This is a genomic window from Pseudomonas petrae, assembly GCF_021728295.1.
GTDB classification, from domain to species: Bacteria; Pseudomonadota; Gammaproteobacteria; order Pseudomonadales; family Pseudomonadaceae; genus Aquipseudomonas; species Aquipseudomonas petrae.
This window is the reverse complement of sequence record NZ_JAKJXE010000021.1, coordinates 52,959-72,897: the sequence shown is the minus strand read 5'-3', so window position 1 is coordinate 72,897 and position 19,939 is coordinate 52,959. Positions and strand designations below refer to the sequence as shown.

The window sequence follows — 19,939 nt, the reverse complement described above, 5'->3', positions numbered from 1 at the left end:
GATGGCTAGCTTCTACGACGCTCGCGGCAATATCTACGCGGTGATTGCTCCCGATGCCCTGCGCACCCTCGGCGTTCCCCTGCCCCAGTCTCCGATGGAAGCCGCCACTCGCCGCCACGCCTGGACGTCTCTAGCCGTCGCAGCGATCTGTGACTGGCCCGCTGGCCAGCGCCCACCTGGCAGCAAATCTCATCGCTCGGACGGTCTTCTGGTCGGCCCGTTTCAGGACGCCGCGCCGTTCGACCTGTTGATCGTCAACACCGACGGTACCCTGGCTGAACGCAGCGGCAACGGCCTGACCATCTTCGCCCAATCACTGACCGACTCAGCCCTTATCACCGGCAGCGCGCCGTTCACCCTGCGCGTTCATCACGACAATGCTGACTCGCTCGGCCCCGTCGCAACGCAAGCGGTCTCGGCGACAGTCGAGGACGTGAACGGCTTCTGGCTGGACATCGGCGCGCCCGGTTTCGGCCCGCAGGCAGTGGGCGCGACAGGACCCGGTGTCGGCAAAGCGATGCTCAATGAGCAGGAGGTCAACCGGGTCGAGCGTGTGGCGGCGTTGCACCCGGCATGGCAGGCCAGCGTGTTCGTCAGGGTGGGCAATCCTCATTGCGTCACGCTGGTGGCGGATGTCGATGATCTGCCCAGCTTCGAAGACCTTCACCAAAACGAGTTGAACGCTGCCCTGACCCGCATCGCCTTCGTCGCCGGCGAATCAGGAAGCGGCGACCCCTGCCCTGGCGGGATCAATCTGCAATGGGCCGCGCGTCTGGGACCGAACCGCATGGCAGCGCGCGTGTTTGAACGGGGCGAAGGCCCGACGGCATCATCCGGCACCAGCGCCAGCGCGGTTGCGTCAGCGGCGTGGTTCTGCGGTTGGGTCCAAGCGGGTTTGGTGGAAGTGGTGATGCCAGGCGGCACCGCGCCGTTGCGCCTGATCGAGCACGACGGGCAGTTGCAGCAGGTTCAGTTGTTCGGGACGGCGCGAATCAAGGCCTGACGCTGACCTACTCGCCGATGTCCTCATTCCACAGTTCAGGCTTGTCGGCAATGAACTGCTTCATCAGTCCCACGCACGTCTCGTCGTGCAGCACATTCACTTCCACGCCACGTGACTTGAGCAGCTCTTCTTCACCCAGGAACGTCTCGTGTTCGCCGACGATAATTTTGCGGATGCCGTACAGCAGGATCGCGCCGCTGCACATCGCGCAGGGCGACAGGGTCGTGTAGAGCGTGGCTTCGCGGTAAACGCGGGCGGGCTGGCGGCCGGCGTTTTCGAAGGCGTCCATTTCGCCATGCTTGATGGCGCTGCCTTCCTGGACGCGACGATTGTGGCCACGGCCGATGATCCTGCCGTCGTGGACGATGACCGAGCCGATCGGAATACCGCCTTCGTCCAGGCCCTTCTGCGCCTCATCAATGGCCGCTTGCATGAACGGGTCCATGGTCTCTCCTTTCCTTCGTGACGGGGGATGATCGAAAAAACGCTTCAGACAAACGCGCGCTCAAGGCTTCGCTTTTTTCAATGCGTTGTCCAGCGCGGTGGACACGTAAACCTTGAGCAGCTCGCTGGAGCGGTCCTTCATGTCAGCGCCGACGTCGCGCTGCTTGTTGCGGAATTTGTTGGCTACCTCTGGCGCCGGGTCTGCGGCGTCCAGGGCTTGCAGCTCTTCGGGGCTGAACGATGCGGCGTAGGCGGCCGCGAGGTTGCGGTCCCATTCCTGTTGATACTGCGGCTGCAGGCTTTGCAGTTCGTCCTGCACGATTTCCTGCGCCTTGGTGCGGCCGACGGTCTCGACGATCGTGGCGAAAGTCACCGTGTGGGAAGCGACCTGATAACCCAGCCAGCCCAGACTTTCCCCCAGATGCCGATCCTGCACGAAGGTCAGCGCGGAATCCCTGGCCACGGGCGCGGGCACGGTTTCGCCGGCCAATGTCACGTTCTGCTGGGCCAGCACACCCACCAGCATCAGCCCGAGTGACGCCTTCATCATCGTCATTGCTGTCGATCTGCAATATCCCATGTCCTCTCCCGGCGACTTTTTATGTGTGATCAACGCTTTGATTGCCTGCTGGACGCTAACAGTTGAGGGGCGAGATATCCATCGATGAGCGTTTTGCGGCCGAGCAGTGCACAACTTGTAGGACCGGCTTTAGCCGGGAAGGTCTCAAGCCAATTCTGCCGAGCCACCCAGCGCCCATTGCTGCGCGGTCATGCGGTAAACCCTCACGCCCTGGCGATGATACTGGCTGTGAACGAACCCGCCGAACCCGAGTTTTTGAATCACTTTCACCGACGCAAAATTGGCTGGCTGGACGATGGCGATCAGCGATGACACGCGCATCTGATCAAAGCCGTAAGACACCGCGCTGCGGGCTGCTTCGGTGCCCAGGCCTTTCCCCCAGAACCCGGTTGCGAGCCGGTAGCCAATCTCGATCTCGTCCTTCTCATCAACGAGCTCGGCATTGAGACCGCAGAACCCGGCCAGGGTTGATGTGGATTTTTCCACCACCGCCCACGGACCAAAGCCGCGTTTACTGTAGGAAAACCGACACCAGTCGATGAACTCACCGGTGGCCCTTTCCGACAACGCGCCCCCTACCGAATATCGCATCACCTCGGCATCGCCCAGGATTTGCGCCAGCGCCGGAGTGTCGTCCGGGGTGAGTTCGCGCAGGATCAGACGATTGGTGTGCAAGGGAATGAAAGAGGGGTTCATGAAGACTCGCTCCTGCATGAACGGGGTTGCCTGTGGGACAAGCGGCAGCCCACTTGTCCCACGGAATGACGAGAAAGCGCTTACAGGCCGGCTTTCACCTTGCTGGCAACCTCAGCTGGCACCCAGGCGGTCCAGACTTCCGGGTGATCTTTCAGGAAGCTTTTCGCCACGACGCTTGGTTCCTGGCGCTTCTCGCTCATCTCGCCCAGGGTTTTGTTCAGCTGGTCGATGGGCAGGTCCACCTTCTCGAAGAAGCTCACCAGATCCGGGTACTGCTGACGAAACGGTTCCGACACGCCGATGGCCAAGTGCGCAGCGAGGGAGCTGGAGCCGATCGGGTTGGGATTGTTGGCGTCGGCGAGGGTTTTCCAGGCGGCTTCGTTGAATGGCGGCTCTTCCAGCTTGATCAGCTTGAAGCGACCCAGCAGCGGCGTCGGCGACCAGTAGTAGAACAACACCGGCTTGCCGCGACGAATGGAAGACGCCACTTCAGCATCCAGCGCCGCGCCCGAACCGGTGCGGAAGTTCACGTAGCTGTCGTTGAGCTTGTAGGCCTTGAGCTTCTGGGTGTTGACGATCTCCGAGGTCCAGCCGGTCGGGCTGTTGAGGAAGCGGCCCTTGTCCGGGGATTCCGGGTCCTTGAAAACGTCCTTGTATTTAGGCAGGTCGGATACCGATTTCAGGTCCGGCGCCAGCGGTTTGATGCCGCGCTCCGGGTCGCCCTTGATGACGAACTCCGGCACCCACCAGCCTTCGGTTGCGCCTTTGACGATGTTGCCCAGGCCGTGGACCTTGCCTTCATCCTCCGCCTTGACCCACGCAGGGCTGCGGCCCGCCCACTCTTCGCCGATCACCTGAATGTCGTTCTTCGCCAGCGCCGCTTCCAGACTCACCGTGCTGCCGGGTAGTTTGTCGGTGGGATAGCCGTAGCCTTTTTCCACGATGGTGCGCAGGATTTCGGTGATCAGGCTGCCGCTCTCCCAAGTGATGTCACCGAAATGAATCGGCGCCGTTTTTTCCGCGCCATGCGCCGAACCCGTCAGGGCAGCCAGTGCCAGCAGCGAGCCGCCCAGCAGTTTTTTGATTGGTGTCATTGATGTCTCTCGTCGCTCGGGGATGGGAGGAGCTCAATCGGTTTGTCACAGTTGGCCGGACACAGCACATGCTCTATTCCAGACAAGCGCGGCGGCAACAGGTTTCAGCCTGATCCATGTAGTCGCTCACCGAGCGCCGGGAAATGCCCAGGTGCGCGGCAATTTCAGGGTAGGTCAGACCGCCGCGACGCGAGAGCACAAAGGTTGATTTGATCTTCGCAGGCAGGCGATCAAGGCGGCGATCCAGACGGTCGAGCATCTGCAGCGTAGCGGCGTGACTTTCTGCCGACGCGAACGGGGTCGCTGCCTCCTGGGACAGGCCTTCCAGATAGTCGCGCTCCTGATCGCGCCGCCGCCAGCGCTCATATACCAGGCGTTGGGCGATGGTGGTGAGCAGCGCGCGCGGGTCGCGAATCGGCACAACGTTGGGCGAGGCCAGCAGTTGCAGGAAGGTTTCGGACGCGACGTCTTCGGCGCTCTGCTCGGAGTCGAGCAGCCGACGCACGCGCAGGCACAGCCACCCATGGTGCAGCACAAACAACTCGCTGAGGTATTGGCGATGCATAACATCGGCGCCAGCCATAAAACATCCCCTGCCCTGAAATTTTTTGTGGTCGGGACTTTCCGAGAGGGCATGCTAGCAAGCGCAGTTATGCAGTAAAAATACTTAAAAGTGTTCCTTATAGAACTCTAAGGAATAACTAGAACGAAGGAAGGCCAAGGGATACCGCCTGCTGCTGGTAATCGAGCAGCACCTTGTAATCGGCCTCACTCGCCGGCAACACCTCACTGATCGCCAACACGTGGGAGACATCAGGCAGTTCATTCAGCGCCTGATTCATCGCCGCGCGGATGGCACCGGCATCGGCGCCGAGGCGGGTAATGTAGGGCAGGCAAGGCCCCTCCGCAGTACGAGCAATCACCTTCACACCGGCGACCTCCTCGCTGGCGTCGCGGGCCAGATAGTCGAAGGTCACGCTGTCGATGGCGGCCAGATCACCGTCACCCGCTTTGATCGCGGCGAGGCTGTTGCGATGGCCACCGGTGAGCGTGACATCAGCAAAGAAGTTCCCATTCTGTTGAAGCGGCGCGAGTGCGTGGCGGAACAGGTTCATGCCGGAATTGGAATCCCGTGAATTCAGCAGGCCATGACTGCCCCTGAACTCGACCAGCGCCTGACGCGGATCGTCCTCGCGGGCAACCAAAAGGCTGCAGTGGTTGCCATCGGCGCTACGGGGCAGCTGATAAACAGGACGCCCGACCACCTGAACCCTGCCCTGTAACTCCGTCATCAGCGGATAACCGCAGGTTTGCGTCAGCAGCAAATGCGGCGACAGCCACAGCGCCTTCAGATCCAGAGCCTGCGCATCGAGACGCTCCACGCCAAGGATTTCCATTGTTCGCTCCAGCCACTGCTCTTGCGCCTGCTGAATGCGCGGTGGGGCGACGTACATCAACAGTTCGGCAAAGCCTTGGGGCATGTTCGGTCTTCCGTGTCAGACGTAGGGCTTCAGACGTAGGGATGTTGCGGGCTGTCGATAGGATTGAAGCTATGGCGACGAAAGAGTTCCGCGTAACCGGCCACCAGAAAACCGCCGCTGCGTGCCAGCCACTCCTCGCGCCGCGCCCGATACACGACGGGCATGTGATACCACGACAAGCCGGGCAAGTCGTGGTGCACCAGATGCAGATTCAGATTCAGGAACAGCCAGGCCCACGGCCACGACGCCTCGTTGATCACCGTGCGTTCCTGCCAGTGCTCGCCGGGACGATGCTCGTAGTAGGAGCGAACCATCGACACCGCCAGCGCCGGCACGCTGCAAAAGATCACGTAATGCACTGCCGAGATCGCGCTGTGATGCTCGATGAATAAAAACATCAGCACCAGCAATCCACCATGGGTCGACCACATCGCCCACGCCTGACGCTCGCCACGGAGCAATCGCCGGGTTTCGCCGGCGATCAGACTGCTCAGCGCCAACGGTACGCCAAACACCAGACGCCCCGGTGGCGTCTTGTCGAGCCAGCGCAAAAAACGCATCAGCTTGCCGGTCTGTTTCCAGTGCCGCTGGCTCAGGTAGCGGCTTTCCGGGTCGCGGCCGGGAACAGTCAACTCTTCATCGCAGTGGTGCTGCAAATGGGTGTCTCGGTACAGCGTGTACGGGTACCAGACCGCAAATGGCGCGTAGCCGAGCACCTTGTCCAGTCGTAACGAACGCGTCGGATGGCCGTGCAGCACCTCGTGTTGCACCGACATCCACAGCACCAGCAGCGGGATCATCAACAGCGTCGTCGGCCACACACCCAAGTGCGGACTGGCAATCAGCAACGTCGGCCAGCCTGCGTACACACCGATCAGCAGCAACCAGGTCGGCCATTCCGTGCGGCCCATAAAGCTTGCGCGCAGTCGCTTGATCTCTTCGCGCTGAGCGTCGTCCAGGTAGTTGGGCATTGCCGGTTCCTGCATTCGGGCTGATAACCAGTTGTGCAATAGCGCAGGAAAAACTTGTAGATCGATTGGTTATGACGGTAGAACGATGCGCTGAATCCACCCTCAATCCGACGCCTCCCGCACATGCCCGACGTCCAGTTTTCGAACCTTCCCGATGTGCAGCGCCCGTTGCTGGAGAAGTTCTACCGCGCCTATCGCTCGCCCATGCGCGCCAGGGGCGAGGCGCAGGTGTGGGTGGCGCGCCAGGCGGACATTGTTGGCGCCCTGTGCCTGACGCCGATCGCTGGCGGGCACTGGTTGACCGGGCTATTTGTTGCCCCAGCCGAGCGCGGGCGAGGTGTCGCAGCGGGGTTGATCGCCGCAGCGCTGACTTCGGTTGAAGGAAACGTCTGGTTGTTCTGTGAGCCTGAGTTGCGTGGGTTTTATCAGCGGATTGGCTTTGTTGAGGTTCAGGATTTGCCGCAGGAACTGGCCGGACGGCTGGCGCGTTATCGGCATACAAAGCCGTTGATCTCACTTGTTCGACCTGCGGATTGATCGGCAGGCAACCCTGGCAGGCTTAGAACCTTTCCTGCGGTAAACCAAACCAAACGTGCCATCGAGTGACCGGCCTTGCGTGCTAGCCTCGCCGATCATTTCTTGATCAAGCAGGATGCACATGAAGCCAGCGCTTATGGTTTTCTCTCTCGCGGCACTTTCGGCGACGGGCTTCGCAGTGGCGGCGAGTGCTGCGCCCGAATCCACCGTCAGTCACGAGCAGTTCGCGACCGTGCTCGGCGGCAACTGGCGGGTGCCGCAAAATGCGGCCCGCGATCAATACCGGCACCCCGAGCAAACGCTGACGTTTTTTGGCCTGCGCCCTGATCAGACGGTCATCGAAATCACGCCGGGCAATGGCTGGTACAGCGAACTGTTGGCGCCGCTGCTCAACGACGAGGGGCATTACGTGGCTGCCATCATCGACCCCGCCACCAGCGATTACGCGAAGAAGTCCGCCGACAGCCTGAAGCAGAAATACGCCGCCGACCCAGCGCATTACGGCAAGGTCGAGGTTGTGGCCTATGCGCCCCAGGCGCCGGTCTTCGGCAAGCCAGGCTCGGCCGACACCGTGCTGACCTTCCGCAACGTGCACAACTGGGTCGACGCCGGCAACGAAGCGGCGACGTTCAAGGCGTTTTACGAAGTATTGAAACCGGGCGGGACACTCGGCGTGGTCGACCACCGGGCCAAACCCGGCACCACCGCCAGGGACAACGAGAAGAACGGCTACCTGCCGACTGACTACGTGGTGAAACTGGCGCAGAAAGCAGGGTTCACGCTTGCGGGCGAGAGCGAAATCAACGCCAACCCCAAAGACACCAAGGACTACCCCGAAGGCGTCTGGACACTTCCCCCGGCGTTGGTCAAGGGTGAACAGGACAACGCAAAGTATCTGGCGATCGGCGAGTCGGACCGCATGACCTTGCGGTTCATCAAGCCGAAGAACTAGCCGTTATTCGTCCGCGTTCGGGTCCATCCCCGGGAACAGCACTTCGATGAAGCCGAAGCGGCTGAAGTCAGTAATGCGTGACGGGTAAAGACGGCCGATCAGGTGATCGCATTCATGCTGGACGACCCGCGCATGAAAACCGCGGGCTTCTCGCTGTATGCGGTTGCCGTCCGGGTCGAAACCTTCGTAGCGGATGTGCTCGTAGCGATCAACCACACCGCGCAGACCCGGCACGGACAGACAGCCTTCCCAGCCCTCCTCCAGGGTTTGCTCCAGCGGCGTGATCAGCGGATTGAGCAGAATGGTCTGGGGGACGGCCTCTGCATCCGGGTAACGATCGCTGCTATCGAAACCGAAGATCACCAACTGCAGGTCAATGCCAATCTGCGGCGCGGCCAGGCCGACACCGCCGACGCTTTCCATGGTTTCGAACATGTCCTCGATGAGTGTCTTCAGCTCACGGGAACCGAACATCGACTCGGGGACAGGTGGCGCGATGCGCAGCAAACGCTCGTCGCCCATCTTCAGAATTTCGCGAATCATTGCGGACCCTTAGCAACGGGCAGAGGCGCCACAAGCGGGCGGCGTCTGCCTTGAGCGTTATCAGAATTTGTCGGTCTTCAGCACCGACGGCGTAGGGGTGTAGTCGTCATCATGGTCATGGGTGTGATCGCGGCCAAGGCCCGAGACGTGCTGCTTTATGTGCACCGCTTCAATGTCAGACGTACCATCACGCTCGCCCGCTTCCTTCTCACCCTTTGCCTTGCCTTCGGCGGACATGTGCTCGATCACCGCGTTCATTTCAGCGCCCAGCAATAACACTGCTGCCGAAATGTAGAAATACAGCAGCAACACAATAATCGCGCCGATGCTGCCGTACATCGCGTTGTAGTCGGCGAAGGTTTTGACGTAGTAGGCAAAGCCCAGCGACGCGACGATCCACACCACGACCGCGAGCACCGAACCCGGCGTGATGAAGCGGAAGCTCTGCTTAACGTCGGGCATGACGTAGTACATGATCGCCACCGCCACCATCAACAGCAGGATAATCAGCGGCCAGCGCAGGATCGTCCACAGCGTGACAATGAAATCTTCCATGCCAATCTGCGCAGCGAGCCAGTTCATGACCACAGGGCCGGTGACCATCAGCGCGGCGACCGTGAGCAGCATGCCGGCGATGCCGATGGTGTAGAACACCGACAACGGGATGCGTTTCCAGGCCGGGCGAGCTTCGACCACGTCATACGCGGCGTTCATGGCGCTCATCATCAGCCGCACGCCCGCCGAAGCGGTCCACAGCGCGATGACGATACCGATGGACAGCAAACCGCCCTTGGACTGTTGCAACTGGTCGATGACCGGGTTTACCTGATCGAGGGCCTGCGGCGGCAGCACCAGCTCGGACTGCAGTCGCAGCCAGCTGAAAAAGTCCGGCAGGTGCAGGAAGCCGATCAGGGCAATCAGGAAAAGCAGGAACGGGAACAGCGAGAACAGCATCTGGTAGGCCAGAGCGGAGGCGTAAGTCGACATCTCGTCATCGACAAACTCTTTGACCGTTCTGACCAACACTGTCTTGATGCTGAGCTGGCGCAAGTCCGGGAATATCATGGCGTCTCCTTTCGCGACACAGATGTAGCCGAAGCACGATTATTGATTCAAGCGTATCTACAAGCGGTATGCATACGAGCGGGCAATCGCGTTGAAATTCCGTCAGTTGCCCGAACGGGCTGGCTTTTTACAGGGTGCCCGGGGTGTTGGCTACATTTGATGTGTTTCAGGCGGTCGGGGACGCAAATGATAACGGCCATCAGAGGATGGCCGTTACGGTGTCGCAAATCTGGCCGCCTGGAGCACGGTGGCTCCGGGCGCAAGGGGTTCAGACCTTGTCGACGCCTTTTTTCACGGCGTCTTTAGCTTCGCCAACGGTTTGTTGGGCCTCGCCTTTGATTTCTTGGGCTTTACCTTCAGCACGCAGTTTGTCGTTGTCGGTCGCTTTGCCGACGCCCTGCTTGACGTTGCCTACTGCTTCGTTAGCCATGCCTTTGACTTTATCGCCAGTGCTGCTCATAGGGTTCACTCCAGGGTGAGAATAGGATGTCATTCACTCGACACTAGAACTGACCGGGGCGGTGAATCAGAGGTTCAATTAATTCGCGATTGGATTGATTGAGCGTCGTGAGCTTGGATTTTTCATGCGTCTGAGGGATTGCGAGCCATTTGAAGAGCAAGCAGAAGTCAGACCAAGGGCTTCCCGGCTGAAGCCGGTCCTACAGGGGCGCCGCCGGTCCCACTGACTGCACGCGTTGCTTTTAGTGGGACCGGCTTTAGCCGGGAAGAAGCCTGTTCAGTCGCTGACATTTGATCGTTCCCACGCTCCGTGTGGGAATGCAGCCCGGGACGTTCCACGTCCTATCGGAGCCCGCGAATTTTGCCTTTATGTTTCCCCGAGAACCCCGGAGAATGCGCGACCGAACCGGCGGCGCTCGTGGGCGCCGGGCCAGGTTGACGAGACCGTGATCCAGGAATGTTATGAAACTCGATAAGCAGCAGGCCATTGCGCGCCGTAATGAACAGCTCGGCGGCGCCGTGCTCGGCACCAATAACACCCACTTTGCCGTACTCGACCCCAAGCGCAATATCTGGTGGTTTGATTTGCCCATGAGCCGTCTGGCGGTGGGTCAGTACGAGTGGCTGCATCTGCTTCTGCACACGCCGAGCACGGATGAGTTGATTCACCTGAAGGTGACAACCAAGTTCCTGCGCGATCAGAAAGACGCGGTGGTGGTTCGCAACGAAGGCAAGCGCAAGTCCACCGTGAGCCTGGAGCTCTCGGCTGACAAGGATTCGTACTTGAAGGACATGCGCCCGAATGGCGCCAACCTGAGCTTCGCCAGTTTCGTACAGCAGTAATCTGACAAGACTGATCAAACGACCGCAGCGCGAGTTACCCGGCGCTGCGGTCGAGTGTCACGTCAGACCAGTTCGATACGGTCGGCGTGAATGACGATCTGGCCCTGTTTGTACAGTGCGCCGATCGCTTTCTTGAAGTTGCCTTTGCTGACGCCGAACAGGTTGCTGATGACCTGCGGATCGCTCTTGTCGCTCACGGGCAGTACGCCGTTGTTGTCACGCAACTTGCCGAGGATCTGCGCGTTGAGGCTGCTGGCAAGCTGTTCGCCGACCGGCTGCAGGCTCAGGCTGATGTTGCCGTCGCTGCGCACTTCCTTGATGAATCCTTTTTCCTGTTTGCCCGAACGCAGGAACTTGAACACCTCGTTCTTGTGAATCAGGCCCCAGTGCTTGTTGTTGATGATCGCCTTGAAACCCATCGCGGTTTCTTCGGCCACCAGCAAGTCGACTTCCTGCCCGACTGTATAGTTGGCCGGCACCTTGTCCAGATAACGGTCCAGACGCGTGGTCGCGGTGATGCGGCGCGTGTGCTTGTCGAGGTAGACATGCACCACGCAGTAGTCACCGGCCTTCAGCGGTTGCTTTTCTTCCGAGTACGGCAGCAGCAGATCCTTGGGCAGACCCCAATCCAGAAAGATGCCAATGCTGTTGACTTCAAGCACTTTGAGGCTGGCAAATTCACCGACCTGGACCTTGGGTTTCTCGGTGGTGGCGATTAACTTGTCATCGCTGTCCAGATAGATAAAGACGTTGAGCCAGTCCTCATCTTCGCTGGGAATATCCTTGGGGATATATCGATTGGGCAGCAAGATTTCGCCGTCTTGCGCCCCATCCAGATATAAACCGAAGTTAGTGTGTTTAACCACTTGCAAACTGTTGTAGCGCCCGACTAAAGCCATGTCCAGATACCCTCGTTACGTGGGCGGCATTCTACCCGAATTCGGGCGGGCATTCCGGATTGGCATGTGGCGCCGGCTTCGGCGCGCTGGAAAACCACGCATCGATGAACGACACAGCGCAGGCTGTGCCGGGCTCAAGCCATTCGTCAGGTCGTCGAGCCTGGCCGCAGCCTTGAACGCTGACCGGATTTGACAGAGCGCCAGATTGAACATCGCAATTAAAACAGTCATTTAGCCGCTATTTTCGGAAAATGTTTCCGCTGTTCCTCACGACCGCCAACCCTCCCCTCATCCGATAATACCCAAGCAATTTCCGGCCAATTCCGATAGGATGGCCGGCCGTATTAAATTTATATAGGTCAATAGCAGCCATGCGTGTAAAAGCATCCAATTCGAAATCCAAGCCAGCTCCTGCCGTTGAGACCAGCGATTCGATCAACGCACAAATTGCAGCTTTCCTGAAATCCGGTGGCGAGATCCAACAGATCGCCAAAGGTGTCAGCGGCCAGACCTTCGGCCCATCCAAACAGATCTCCCTCGGCAAAAAGTAAATTTTCTCCCGCCTCCGCGGTCGACATCCAGGCGCTTTGATCACAAGGCGCCAGGTCTATCGCTCCCCGCTTCACAAAGCTCTGCTTTACTCTCGTCACATGACTGCTCATTGACAGCGCTGCGTATGGGTCATGGGATAGAACGGACGATCCCCTGAACTGCTGAAGTCTCTGCGGAAACCGATATGAACAAACGGATGATCATCGGCGCCCTGCTTAGCCTCGGGCTAACCGGCTGTGCGACCCACGGTTGTGACACCTCTCTCGCAGGCAGCACCTGTCGTGCCGACTATCTGCTGTATCAAAACGACATGCTCCAGGCCAAGCTGCTGATCAACGAACGCCGCGCCGAAAACGACGAACTCGCCAGTGCGCTGCTCGAGCGGGCAGTACGCGAAGACACAACCGGCGAAGCCGAGTTTTACCAGGCCATTCTGCTCTTGCGTCAGAACGCCAGCCCGAAGAGGGTTGATGCCAAGCTCGATGATTCCGCCGATCGCAACTACCCGCTGGCCATTGCCCTGCAGGCGCAACGGGCCGGCATGGACGATCAGGACAAGGCCCGCACCTACCGTGCCAAGTATGAAAAACTCGATGTCGCCACCAGCGGTTATCCTTCTTTTCCCCAAGCGTTGATCGTCGTCAATCAGCTGATTTCCGCCGCGAACTGATCGCAAAGGTCGGCGCATCTGCATCGAATCGACCAATGGTCGTGAGATATCGCCAATCGGCGGTATCCTTGCGACGCTCTAGCTCGCGGTTCTTGTCGGGCCATTCGGCTTCCGGAGAGATACCTTCGACCCACTCCTCTGAAACCTGAAAGGAGTGAAGCATGCCTTATGCTCGCTGTTTTACCCGTTGGACCGGTGCGGTGTTCGCCTGCGCCGCGCTTATGCATCACGCCGCCAGCGCTCAGGTTATCGAGCGGGAACTGGGCGACTTCAGCCTGAAGCTCGGCACCACGCCCAGCCGCACCATGGCCCAGGGCCTGGTGACACCGAGCGGTGCCGATACCAAGTTCCACGGCGGACTCGACCTGACTCACGACAGCGGTTTCTACTTCGGGCAATGGTCCCCCAGCGCAGGGCTGAGCCCCGACACCGCGCTGGAAGTCGACTCCTACATGGGCTTCAAGAAGCCCTTCGACAAAACCCTCGGTTATGAGCTGGGCGTCATCCGCTACAGCTACCCGAACACCGACCAGCTCGACAGCCACGAGCTTTACGCCGGCTTCCGCATTTTCGACAGCCGCATCGGCACCGCCTTCAGCACCGACGCCGGTCGCCAGGACAGTACCTTGTTTCTCGACCTGGGCAGCATGATTCCGCTGGGCCTGGACCTGCGCATGCAGTACGGCAACCACCAGCTCGATTCGCCCACGATCATCGACGGCGGCGGCGTGGTCAACGCCTACAGCGACTGGTCCTTCAACGTGTCGCGCCCCTTGCTGGGCATGGACATGAACCTGATGTACAGCGGTTCGAGCCTGACCGGCGCCGATTGCAGCGCCTACAGCGGCCACAACACGCAGTGCGAAGGCACCGTCACCCTCAAGGTCGTGCGCTCGTTTTTCTGATGGGTTGAACCGCCATGACCTGACTTGCTCTATAACGGGGAGACGAACCGGCAAGGAGCTGTCATGGGCATTGTGTTGAAGACCTTTATTTCGCTGTGGCTGAGCCTGACGCTGTTGGTGGGGTGCAGTCAGATTGGTCTGACGTATCGGCATCTGGACTTCATCATTCCCTGGTCGCTCAACGACTACCTGGACATGAACGCGTCGCAGAAGGACTGGCTCGATGAGCGCTTGAAAGAGCACTTAAGCTGGCACTGCACCACTCAGATTCCCGGTTACCTCGACTGGCTGGACCGTCTGCAAGGGATGGTTGAAAACAACCAGGTCAACCAGGAGCAGCTCAAGGCACGCACCGCCGAAGCGCGGCAAGCCATCGCCACCCTCTCCAAAGAAATCACGCCCTCGGCGGTCGAGCTGCTGCGTCAGCTTGACGACCAGCAAGTGGGAGAAATGCAAGCCGCGTTCGCCAAGGACCTGCGCAAGCATGAGGATGAGTTCGTCGACCAGCCGCTGGATAAGCAGATTACTGAGCGTGCTCAACGCATGGAAAAACGTCTGACGCCGTGGATGGGCAAACTGAATGCCGGGCAGCAGGCCCGCGTGATGCAGTGGTCGACCTCGCTGGGCGAGCAAAACCGGCTGTGGATCGACAATCGCGCACACTGGCAGTCACTGCTGCTGGCCGCAGTCAAGCAGCGCAATGCCGCCGATTTCGATCAGAAAATCGCCAGTCTCCTGCAAGACCGTCAGACCTTCTGGACGCCTGAATATCGCGCAGCCTATGACCATACCGAGCAGGCAGCGATTTCTCTGATTGCGGATCTGATGGCGCAGAGCACGGCTGATCAACGGCAGAAGTTGCTGGCGAAGATCGCCGATGTGCGCAAGGACTTCACTGATTTGAGTTGCTACAAGAGCATGAAAAAAGCGTCCTGATCAGGACGCTTTCAGCATCAGGCGATTTGCGCCTTGGCGGCCACCTCATCGAAGGTCTCAGGATCCAGCGCATCGGCCTGTTCATCCAGCACCTGACGCGGATGGTCATTGCCCGGAATGCTGCTGTCGATCAACGCCAGCAAGCTCGCGCCTCGTGGGGTGAGGCTAGCGCCTTCGCCATTCCCCCCTGCACCGCTCGTGTGAGCGCCAATGAATCCACGTTCGTGCAACAACGCTTTTAATTCTGTGGCAGACGCTTCGGATGCACCGGCATTTGCGACGCTGTTTTGTACGTCGTGCAACAGACGCTCGATCAGGTCCCAGTCGTATCGTTTAGACATGTTTCAACCTCCAGTGGGCCAACAGGGCAATACCCGTGACGTCCGGTCAGCGGGCTTGATGCTCAGTGGTTGTGACCCAGCGGAGGGCCAGCCGTTCAGCGGGCTGGCCGGGAGGCAGAAGAGGCTTATTCGGCGACTGGCGGACGCGTGACGCGCTTTTTCAGCGGCGCCATCCCGTCCTGGCTGACCAAAGGCTCGGCCTTCGGACGGTTTACCGATTTGCGCTTGGTCGGGCCCTTGGCGACGGCTTTCTTTTTGTCGCCCTTCTTGTCACCTTTGCCATCGGTTTTTTTCTTCTTCACGCCGACAGCCTTGCCCGACGCCTTGACCTTCTTCGGCCCGGTGTAGGTACCTTTGACTTCCTTGATCGTGCGGCGCTCGAACTTCTGCTTCAGGTAACGCTCGATGCTGGACATCAGGTTCCAGTCACCGTGGGTGATCAGCGAGATCGCCAGGCCTTCGCCACCCGCACGGCCGGTGCGGCCAATGCGGTGAACGTAGTCATCACCGGTGCGCGGCATATCGAAGTTGATGACCATGTCCAGGCCGTCGACGTCCAGACCACGGGCCGCGACATCGGTCGCCACCAGGATCTTCACGCCGCCCTGCTTCAGACGATCGATCGCCAGCTTGCGATCCTTCTGGTCCTTATCGCCGTGCAGCACGAATGCCTTGTATTCGAGCGCTACAAGGCGACCATAAATACGGTCGGCCATGGCGCGCGTGTTGGTGAAGATGATTGCTTTCTGGTAGGTCTCGTTGGCCAGCAGCCAGTTGAGGACCTGCTCTTTGTGCACGTTGTGGTCGGCGGTGATGATCTGCTGACGGGTGCCCGGAGCCAGTTCGCTGACACTGTTGACCTGCAGGTGCTGCGGGTCTTTCAGGACTTTGCCGATCATTTCGCGCAGACCCGAACCACCGGTGGTGGCCGAGAACAGCATGGTCTGCTGACGATTGGCGCACTCGCCAGCCAAACGCTCGACGTCTTCGGCAAAACCCATGTCGAGCATGCGGTCTGCTTCGTCGAGGACCAGCAGTTCAACGTGCTTGAGGTCGAGGTTGCCTGCGTTGAGTTGCTCGAGCAGACGGCCCGGCGTACCGATCAGGATGTCCGGCACCTTGCGCAGCATCGCGGCCTGGACCTTGAAGTCTTCGCCGCCGGTGATCAGGCCGGCCTTGATGAACGTGAACTGGGAGAAACGCTCCACTTCCTTGAGCGTCTGCTGGGCCAGCTCGCGGGTCGGCAGCAGGATCACGGCGCGGATGTCGACGCGAACCTTGGCCGGGCCCATCAGGCGATTGAGCATCGGTAATACGAACGCGGCAGTCTTGCCACTGCCGGTCTGCGCCGTCACCCGTAGATCGTGTCCTTCCAGCGCCAGCGGAATGGCCGCTGTTTGCACAGGCGTAGGCTCGACGAAATTGAGTTCGGCCACGGCTTTTAGCAGGCGTTCGTGCAGGGCGAATTGGGAGAACACGGGTGTTACCTCGGCGTAATACAAAAAAACAGTCGCATAGGGTACCGGTTTAAGCCCGATTCGCCGAGCCTCTTTAGCTCAAAGGGCCTATTTTGTTACCGGATTTAGCGCAAGCTGCCTTCCCTTTCCCAACAATGCTCTAATCGCGCCCCCCATTTTTGATCAGGAGATCCAGCGCCCATGGACACCCATTCGCTTTGGCTACGCGCCCAGGAAATCTGGACGCTGCTGGAAAACCAGCCAATGCTGCGCACGATCACCGGCTTGCTGTTACTGCTGATCGCCGCCTTCGTGCTAGGACGGCTGACGCGATGGGTGATCCTCTACGCCATGAAAGCGCTGAGCCGCCAGCCGGCGCTGTTCTGGCTCAACGATTTTCTGCACAACAAAGTCTTCCACCGGCTGGCCCAGGTCACGCCCTCGGTGGTGATTCAATTTGGGCTAAACCTGGTCCCGAACCTCAGCACTGCCGCCAATCACTTGCTCGGCAACATCGCGCTGGCGTTCACCATCCTCTTTCTCATGCTCACCGTCGGCGCGCTGCTCAACGCGTTGCTGGATATCTATGCGCGCACCGAACACGCCCGCACGCGTTCGATCAAGGGCTATGTGCAGCTGACGAAAATGATCCTGTACGTGTTCGCCGGGATCATCATCGTCGCCACATTGATCGATCGATCGCCGTTATTACTGCTTTCTGGGCTCGGCGCGATGTCGGCGGTGATTCTGCTCGTCTACAAAGACACCCTGCTGTCCTTCGTTGCCAGCGTGCAGCTGACCAGCAACGATATGCTGCGCGTGGGCGACTGGATCGAAATGCCACAGGTGGGTGCCGATGGCGACGTGGTGGACATCACCCTGCACACAGTGAAGGTGCAGAATTTCGACAAGACCATCGTCTCGATCCCGACCTGGCGCCTGATGTCCGAATCGTTCAAGAACTGGCGCGGCATGCAGCAATCCGGGGGACGCAGGATCAAGCGCAGCCTGTTCATCGATGCCAGCGGCGTGCGGTTCGTCTCCGATGAAGAAGAACAGAAGCTGACCCAGGTTCGACTGCTGACCGACTACATGGGCCGCAAGAAAGCCGAGCTCAAGGCGTGGAACGAGGCGCAGGGCAACGTCGCCGAAATGTCGGCCAATCGCCGTCGCATTACCAACATCGGCACGTTCCGCGCCTACGCGCTCGCGTACCTGAAAAGCCACGCCGACATTCACCCGGACATGACCTGCATGGTCCGCCAAATGGAAACCACGGCGCAGGGTGTGCCCCTGGAAATCTACTGCTTCACCCGCACCACGAGCTGGGGTGACTACGAGCGCATTCAGGGGGATATTTTTGACTACCTGCTGGCCGTGCTGCCGGAGTTCGGGCTGGTGGTTTATCAACAGCCGAGTGGGGCGGATTTACGGATTGGGTTGGCGGCCACGACCGCGACATATGTCCAGTCTAATTCCTAACTTGACCTACAAAAAGCGGTGTCAGAGAAATAATAAGGATGGCGTACTTTCGCCCACGGGGCGGCTAGGGTATTCAGGAAAACTAGCAGCTAGGGACTCGTGATGCCATATACGCTTCCTAGAAGCTAGCCAAGAATCTTTGGGCTTGACACTGCAATGCCTCAGCACAACAAAATAGGGAGCTTGAGTTTTGGGGGGACTATCTTACATCTAGAGAGCGAGAAACCGGAGTAAACGGGCGAGAAACAACCATATTTGTCTTTTCAATATCGGCCTGAATTTCAGACGTCGCGAATATAACCTGATAGTCAAACTTATAAGCACCGCACTCTCTTACAATTATTTCTTGTAAATTATGACTGCGGTTTTGTTCCATACCGCCATCATCGATACCATCTAGCATCAAAAAGTGTGGAACGCGCATGTAGTCTAGTTCCATACTCGTGGACAACAGTGCCAAATGAAAAATATGTCGAAGAACTACCGTTGAGCTTTCTGAAAAGTTTCGTGAGCCATTTACATATACCGAATTTTCTTCAAAATCGTACTTCACCACCTGAGCATCAACGAACTCAGGCTGTAATGGGAGATCTTGCTTGAGCAGCCTGATCATGTTCTTTTCAAGAACCCTTGCGACGTCGACTTTTCGGGACTGCTGACCAGCTTCAAGTGACTCTATTGTACTTTCTAGCTCAGTGAGTTCTCTAGCTAAATCATCACGTTGCTTTTGCAACTCTTGGATAACAGAAAAAAGCTTCTGCTTCTCATATGCCTGTTGAATCTCCTGATCAAGCACGCCCAAACGTCGACCAGTGCTTTCGAGAACTGTCTCTATATCTGAAGACCAGTTAGAGGACGCGGACTTATATTCTTTTTCTAATCTTTTAACTTCTTGAGTAGCTGAAGGTAAGTCCTTACTCAAACTCAGCACTTCTTCCTCTTTAAGTGCCAACAACAGTTTAGACTCTTTGAGTTGAATACTCAGCTCATTTCGCATACGAAGCAACTGACCGTCAGCGCCACTTTCAATAGGCGACTTGCATAACTGACAAGAATGCTCTATCGATTCGGTCTTTAATTCAGAAAGGCAACCTGGACAAAACTGAAACGACATATCCCCAAGATAATCACGAGTGGCTTTAGACTCATCAAGACTTTGAAGCCTATAAGTTAGCTCTTCTATGAAAAGCTTGGAGTCAGAAATATCTAAATTGATCGCAGCAATAGAATCCTTCAAGACCGATTCGTATCTTTTGGCGGAGCTAAGGCGCGCCCTTAGGTTATCAGCTTTCTTGCCAGCCTCATTTGACTCCTTCCGTGACAAGGTCCTGCTGACCTTTAACTGATCAATATAATCAGTCAACTGGGCTCTTTGCTGCTCCAACTCTTGGATAATATTTCGAGATGCTTCAATATCAGGCGTCTGGCCAGACTGGCCTAACACTCTAAATATTCCTCTCAACTCAGAAATTTTCTTATCTAAGGCCTTGTTAAGCTCTCTGACACGCAGTTGAGCAGTATAAAGTTGGTCGTCATATACTCCAGAAAGATAGCCACCGATCGTTTCTCTAGTAAGAGCGCTATCGAAATTATCCATTCGGAAAATTGGACTATGGACCGATGGTTGATCCGCATAAAGCACACGGAGCAGCTGATGCATTGTTAAGTTTGCTGCCCCTTGTCCTTGGGCTTGAGGCAAATCCAACGCACCAAAGATAGCCTGAGAGAAGCTTATTTTCTGTTCAGAGCGTTTAAAGGGGAATCTGTCCCACTGACTCGGACCCGCTGACAGGGCACCATCCATTCTCCCCCAGAATATAGATAATGGACGCTGAGCATCTTGGCTGATTTCCCTGAGAAATGTTGCAGGTTCGCCATTTAATTCAACCTCCACCATTACATTCGAGCATTTCAACGCATGCGGTTTCCAACGAATATTCTCAGCACCTAGCGAATACGCGAGCATATCCATGACGGTCGTTTTCCCAGAGGTATTACGCCCTCGTAGAACGTTAACCCCCAAATGAAA

23 protein-coding genes are annotated in these 19,939 nt (G+C 58.1%); 9 read left to right on the top strand and 14 right to left on the bottom strand.

Going from position 1 to position 19,939, the window contains the following annotated elements:
• Nucleotide 1 precedes the first annotated feature (1 nt).
• Nucleotides 2-1,003, top strand: a complete 1,002-nt coding sequence (locus L4G42_RS24945) for a diaminopimelate epimerase (RefSeq protein WP_237254402.1) — start codon at nucleotides 2-4, stop codon at nucleotides 1,001-1,003.
• A 7-nt stretch (nucleotides 1,004-1,010) separates the two neighbouring features.
• Here L4G42_RS24945 and L4G42_RS24940 read toward each other — a convergent pair whose 3' ends face one another.
• From L4G42_RS24940 to L4G42_RS24910, 7 genes are all read right to left on the bottom strand, one after another.
• A complete protein-coding gene (locus L4G42_RS24940) occupies nucleotides 1,011-1,448 on the bottom strand; it encodes a nucleoside deaminase (RefSeq protein WP_237260010.1) in 438 nt (145 codons plus the stop codon).
• A gap of 60 nt (nucleotides 1,449-1,508) precedes the next feature.
• The gene (locus L4G42_RS24935; protein WP_237254404.1) at nucleotides 1,509-1,997 is read right to left on the bottom strand and encodes a hypothetical protein; all 489 of its coding nucleotides are present in this window, start codon (nucleotides 1,995-1,997) and stop codon (nucleotides 1,509-1,511) included.
• A 174-nt stretch (nucleotides 1,998-2,171) separates the two neighbouring features.
• Complete coding sequence (locus L4G42_RS24930) at nucleotides 2,172-2,723, bottom strand: GNAT family N-acetyltransferase (RefSeq protein WP_237254405.1); 552 nt, start codon at nucleotides 2,721-2,723, stop codon at nucleotides 2,172-2,174.
• An 80-nt stretch (nucleotides 2,724-2,803) separates the two neighbouring features.
• Nucleotides 2,804-3,817: an ABC transporter substrate-binding protein gene (locus tag L4G42_RS24925; protein WP_237254406.1), complete on the bottom strand. Its 1,014-nt coding sequence runs from the start codon at nucleotides 3,815-3,817 to the stop codon at nucleotides 2,804-2,806.
• A 73-nt stretch (nucleotides 3,818-3,890) separates the two neighbouring features.
• Entirely contained in the window at nucleotides 3,891-4,400 is a 510-nt protein-coding gene (locus L4G42_RS24920; protein ID WP_237254407.1) for a sigma-70 family RNA polymerase sigma factor, read from the bottom strand.
• 118 nt (nucleotides 4,401-4,518) lie between these two features.
• On the bottom strand, nucleotides 4,519-5,298 hold the full coding sequence (locus L4G42_RS24915; protein ID WP_237254408.1) for a phosphate/phosphite/phosphonate ABC transporter substrate-binding protein: 780 nt from the start codon (nucleotides 5,296-5,298) through the stop codon (nucleotides 4,519-4,521).
• Nucleotides 5,299-5,327: 29 nt separating this feature from the next.
• Nucleotides 5,328-6,269 (bottom strand): fatty acid desaturase, encoded by a 942-nt coding sequence (locus L4G42_RS24910; protein ID WP_237254409.1) that lies wholly within the window; start codon nucleotides 6,267-6,269, stop codon nucleotides 5,328-5,330.
• A gap of 123 nt (nucleotides 6,270-6,392) precedes the next feature.
• Here L4G42_RS24910 and L4G42_RS24905 point away from each other — a divergent pair, with 123 nt between their 5' ends.
• Both L4G42_RS24905 and L4G42_RS24900 read left to right on the top strand, forming a co-directional pair.
• A complete protein-coding gene (locus L4G42_RS24905) occupies nucleotides 6,393-6,806 on the top strand; it encodes a GNAT family N-acetyltransferase (protein WP_237254410.1) in 414 nt (137 codons plus the stop codon).
• Nucleotides 6,807-6,927: 121 nt separating this feature from the next.
• Nucleotides 6,928-7,758: a class I SAM-dependent methyltransferase gene (locus tag L4G42_RS24900; protein ID WP_237254411.1), complete on the top strand. Its 831-nt coding sequence runs from the start codon at nucleotides 6,928-6,930 to the stop codon at nucleotides 7,756-7,758.
• Between the two features lie 3 nt (nucleotides 7,759-7,761).
• Here L4G42_RS24900 and def read toward each other — a convergent pair whose 3' ends face one another.
• The 3 genes from def to L4G42_RS24885 form a co-directional block, all read right to left on the bottom strand.
• Nucleotides 7,762-8,301: a peptide deformylase gene (def, locus tag L4G42_RS24895; RefSeq protein WP_237261275.1), complete on the bottom strand. Its 540-nt coding sequence runs from the start codon at nucleotides 8,299-8,301 to the stop codon at nucleotides 7,762-7,764.
• Between the two features lie 60 nt (nucleotides 8,302-8,361).
• Entirely contained in the window at nucleotides 8,362-9,366 is a 1,005-nt protein-coding gene (locus L4G42_RS24890) for a YihY/virulence factor BrkB family protein (protein ID WP_237254413.1), read from the bottom strand.
• Nucleotides 9,367-9,634: 268 nt separating this feature from the next.
• Nucleotides 9,635-9,826: a CsbD family protein gene (locus L4G42_RS24885; RefSeq protein WP_237260011.1), complete on the bottom strand. Its 192-nt coding sequence runs from the start codon at nucleotides 9,824-9,826 to the stop codon at nucleotides 9,635-9,637.
• 461 nt (nucleotides 9,827-10,287) lie between these two features.
• Between L4G42_RS24885 and L4G42_RS24880 the strand changes: the two genes are divergently transcribed.
• Nucleotides 10,288-10,668, top strand: coding sequence for a hypothetical protein (locus L4G42_RS24880; protein ID WP_237254415.1), 381 nt, complete (start codon nucleotides 10,288-10,290; stop codon nucleotides 10,666-10,668).
• A 62-nt stretch (nucleotides 10,669-10,730) separates the two neighbouring features.
• Here the strand turns inward: L4G42_RS24880 and L4G42_RS24875 are convergent, their stop codons facing one another.
• Nucleotides 10,731-11,567 carry a CvfB family protein gene (locus L4G42_RS24875; RefSeq protein WP_237254416.1) on the bottom strand — a complete coding sequence of 279 codons (837 nt, stop codon included), beginning with the start codon at nucleotides 11,565-11,567 and terminating at the stop codon, nucleotides 10,731-10,733.
• 371 nt (nucleotides 11,568-11,938) lie between these two features.
• Between L4G42_RS24875 and L4G42_RS24870 the strand changes: the two genes are divergently transcribed.
• The 4 genes from L4G42_RS24870 to L4G42_RS24855 all read left to right on the top strand — a co-directional run bounded on the left by L4G42_RS24870 (nucleotide 11,939) and on the right by L4G42_RS24855 (nucleotide 14,630).
• Complete coding sequence (locus tag L4G42_RS24870) at nucleotides 11,939-12,118, top strand: hypothetical protein (protein WP_237254417.1); 180 nt, start codon at nucleotides 11,939-11,941, stop codon at nucleotides 12,116-12,118.
• A 185-nt stretch (nucleotides 12,119-12,303) separates the two neighbouring features.
• Nucleotides 12,304-12,789, top strand: coding sequence for a hypothetical protein (locus tag L4G42_RS24865; RefSeq protein ID WP_237254418.1), 486 nt, complete (start codon nucleotides 12,304-12,306; stop codon nucleotides 12,787-12,789).
• A gap of 161 nt (nucleotides 12,790-12,950) precedes the next feature.
• Complete coding sequence (locus L4G42_RS24860) at nucleotides 12,951-13,694, top strand: TorF family putative porin (protein ID WP_272904123.1); 744 nt, start codon at nucleotides 12,951-12,953, stop codon at nucleotides 13,692-13,694.
• A gap of 63 nt (nucleotides 13,695-13,757) precedes the next feature.
• The gene (locus L4G42_RS24855) at nucleotides 13,758-14,630 is read left to right on the top strand and encodes a DUF6279 family lipoprotein (protein WP_237254419.1); all 873 of its coding nucleotides are present in this window, start codon (nucleotides 13,758-13,760) and stop codon (nucleotides 14,628-14,630) included.
• A 17-nt stretch (nucleotides 14,631-14,647) separates the two neighbouring features.
• On the opposite strand, the gene L4G42_RS24850 is transcribed toward L4G42_RS24855, so the two are convergent.
• On the bottom strand, nucleotides 14,648-14,971 hold the full coding sequence (locus L4G42_RS24850; RefSeq protein ID WP_237254420.1) for a hypothetical protein: 324 nt from the start codon (nucleotides 14,969-14,971) through the stop codon (nucleotides 14,648-14,650).
• 125 nt (nucleotides 14,972-15,096) lie between these two features.
• Nucleotides 15,097-16,449, bottom strand: coding sequence for a DEAD/DEAH box helicase (locus L4G42_RS24845; RefSeq protein ID WP_237254421.1), 1,353 nt, complete (start codon nucleotides 16,447-16,449; stop codon nucleotides 15,097-15,099).
• A gap of 180 nt (nucleotides 16,450-16,629) precedes the next feature.
• On the opposite strand from L4G42_RS24845, the gene L4G42_RS24840 reads away from it, so the two are divergent.
• Nucleotides 16,630-17,910: a mechanosensitive ion channel family protein gene (locus L4G42_RS24840; protein WP_237254422.1), complete on the top strand. Its 1,281-nt coding sequence runs from the start codon at nucleotides 16,630-16,632 to the stop codon at nucleotides 17,908-17,910.
• A gap of 199 nt (nucleotides 17,911-18,109) precedes the next feature.
• Here L4G42_RS24840 and L4G42_RS24835 read toward each other — a convergent pair whose 3' ends face one another.
• On the bottom strand, nucleotides 18,110-19,882 hold the full coding sequence (locus tag L4G42_RS24835; protein WP_237254423.1) for a coiled-coil domain-containing protein: 1,773 nt from the start codon (nucleotides 19,880-19,882) through the stop codon (nucleotides 18,110-18,112).
• Nucleotides 19,883-19,939 lie beyond the last annotated feature (57 nt).

Bases quoted from the DNA above. Each gene is read 5' to 3' on its own strand.
- L4G42_RS24940 (WP_237260010.1), bottom strand. From the start codon at position 1,448: ATGGACCCGTTCATGCAAGCGGCCATTGATGAGGCGCAGAAGGGCCTG.
- L4G42_RS24885 (WP_237260011.1), bottom strand. From the start codon at position 9,826: ATGAGCAGCACTGGCGATAAAGTCAAAGGCATGGCTAACGAAGCAGTA.
- L4G42_RS24925 (WP_237254406.1), bottom strand. From the start codon at position 3,817: ATGACACCAATCAAAAAACTGCTGGGCGGCTCGCTGCTGGCACTGGCT.
- def (WP_237261275.1), bottom strand. From the start codon at position 8,301: ATGATTCGCGAAATTCTGAAGATGGGCGACGAGCGTTTGCTGCGCATC.
- L4G42_RS24865 (WP_237254418.1), top strand. From the start codon at position 12,304: ATGAACAAACGGATGATCATCGGCGCCCTGCTTAGCCTCGGGCTAACC.
- L4G42_RS24850 (WP_237254420.1), bottom strand. From the start codon at position 14,971: ATGTCTAAACGATACGACTGGGACCTGATCGAGCGTCTGTTGCACGAC.
- L4G42_RS24840 (WP_237254422.1), top strand. From the start codon at position 16,630: ATGGACACCCATTCGCTTTGGCTACGCGCCCAGGAAATCTGGACGCTG.
- L4G42_RS24920 (WP_237254407.1), bottom strand. From the start codon at position 4,400: ATGGCTGGCGCCGATGTTATGCATCGCCAATACCTCAGCGAGTTGTTT.
- L4G42_RS24915 (WP_237254408.1), bottom strand. From the start codon at position 5,298: ATGCCCCAAGGCTTTGCCGAACTGTTGATGTACGTCGCCCCACCGCGC.
- L4G42_RS24860 (WP_272904123.1), top strand. From the start codon at position 12,951: ATGCCTTATGCTCGCTGTTTTACCCGTTGGACCGGTGCGGTGTTCGCC.
- L4G42_RS24930 (WP_237254405.1), bottom strand. From the start codon at position 2,723: ATGAACCCCTCTTTCATTCCCTTGCACACCAATCGTCTGATCCTGCGC.
- L4G42_RS24855 (WP_237254419.1), top strand. From the start codon at position 13,758: ATGGGCATTGTGTTGAAGACCTTTATTTCGCTGTGGCTGAGCCTGACG.
- L4G42_RS24905 (WP_237254410.1), top strand. From the start codon at position 6,393: ATGCCCGACGTCCAGTTTTCGAACCTTCCCGATGTGCAGCGCCCGTTG.
- L4G42_RS24880 (WP_237254415.1), top strand. From the start codon at position 10,288: ATGAAACTCGATAAGCAGCAGGCCATTGCGCGCCGTAATGAACAGCTC.
- L4G42_RS24945 (WP_237254402.1), top strand. From the start codon at position 2: ATGGCTAGCTTCTACGACGCTCGCGGCAATATCTACGCGGTGATTGCT.
- L4G42_RS24935 (WP_237254404.1), bottom strand. From the start codon at position 1,997: ATGATGAAGGCGTCACTCGGGCTGATGCTGGTGGGTGTGCTGGCCCAG.
- L4G42_RS24900 (WP_237254411.1), top strand. From the start codon at position 6,928: ATGAAGCCAGCGCTTATGGTTTTCTCTCTCGCGGCACTTTCGGCGACG.
- L4G42_RS24890 (WP_237254413.1), bottom strand. From the start codon at position 9,366: ATGATATTCCCGGACTTGCGCCAGCTCAGCATCAAGACAGTGTTGGTC.
- L4G42_RS24835 (WP_237254423.1), bottom strand. From the start codon at position 19,882: ATGGATATGCTCGCGTATTCGCTAGGTGCTGAGAATATTCGTTGGAAA.
- L4G42_RS24875 (WP_237254416.1), bottom strand. From the start codon at position 11,567: ATGGCTTTAGTCGGGCGCTACAACAGTTTGCAAGTGGTTAAACACACT.
- L4G42_RS24870 (WP_237254417.1), top strand. From the start codon at position 11,939: ATGCGTGTAAAAGCATCCAATTCGAAATCCAAGCCAGCTCCTGCCGTT.
- L4G42_RS24910 (WP_237254409.1), bottom strand. From the start codon at position 6,269: ATGCCCAACTACCTGGACGACGCTCAGCGCGAAGAGATCAAGCGACTG.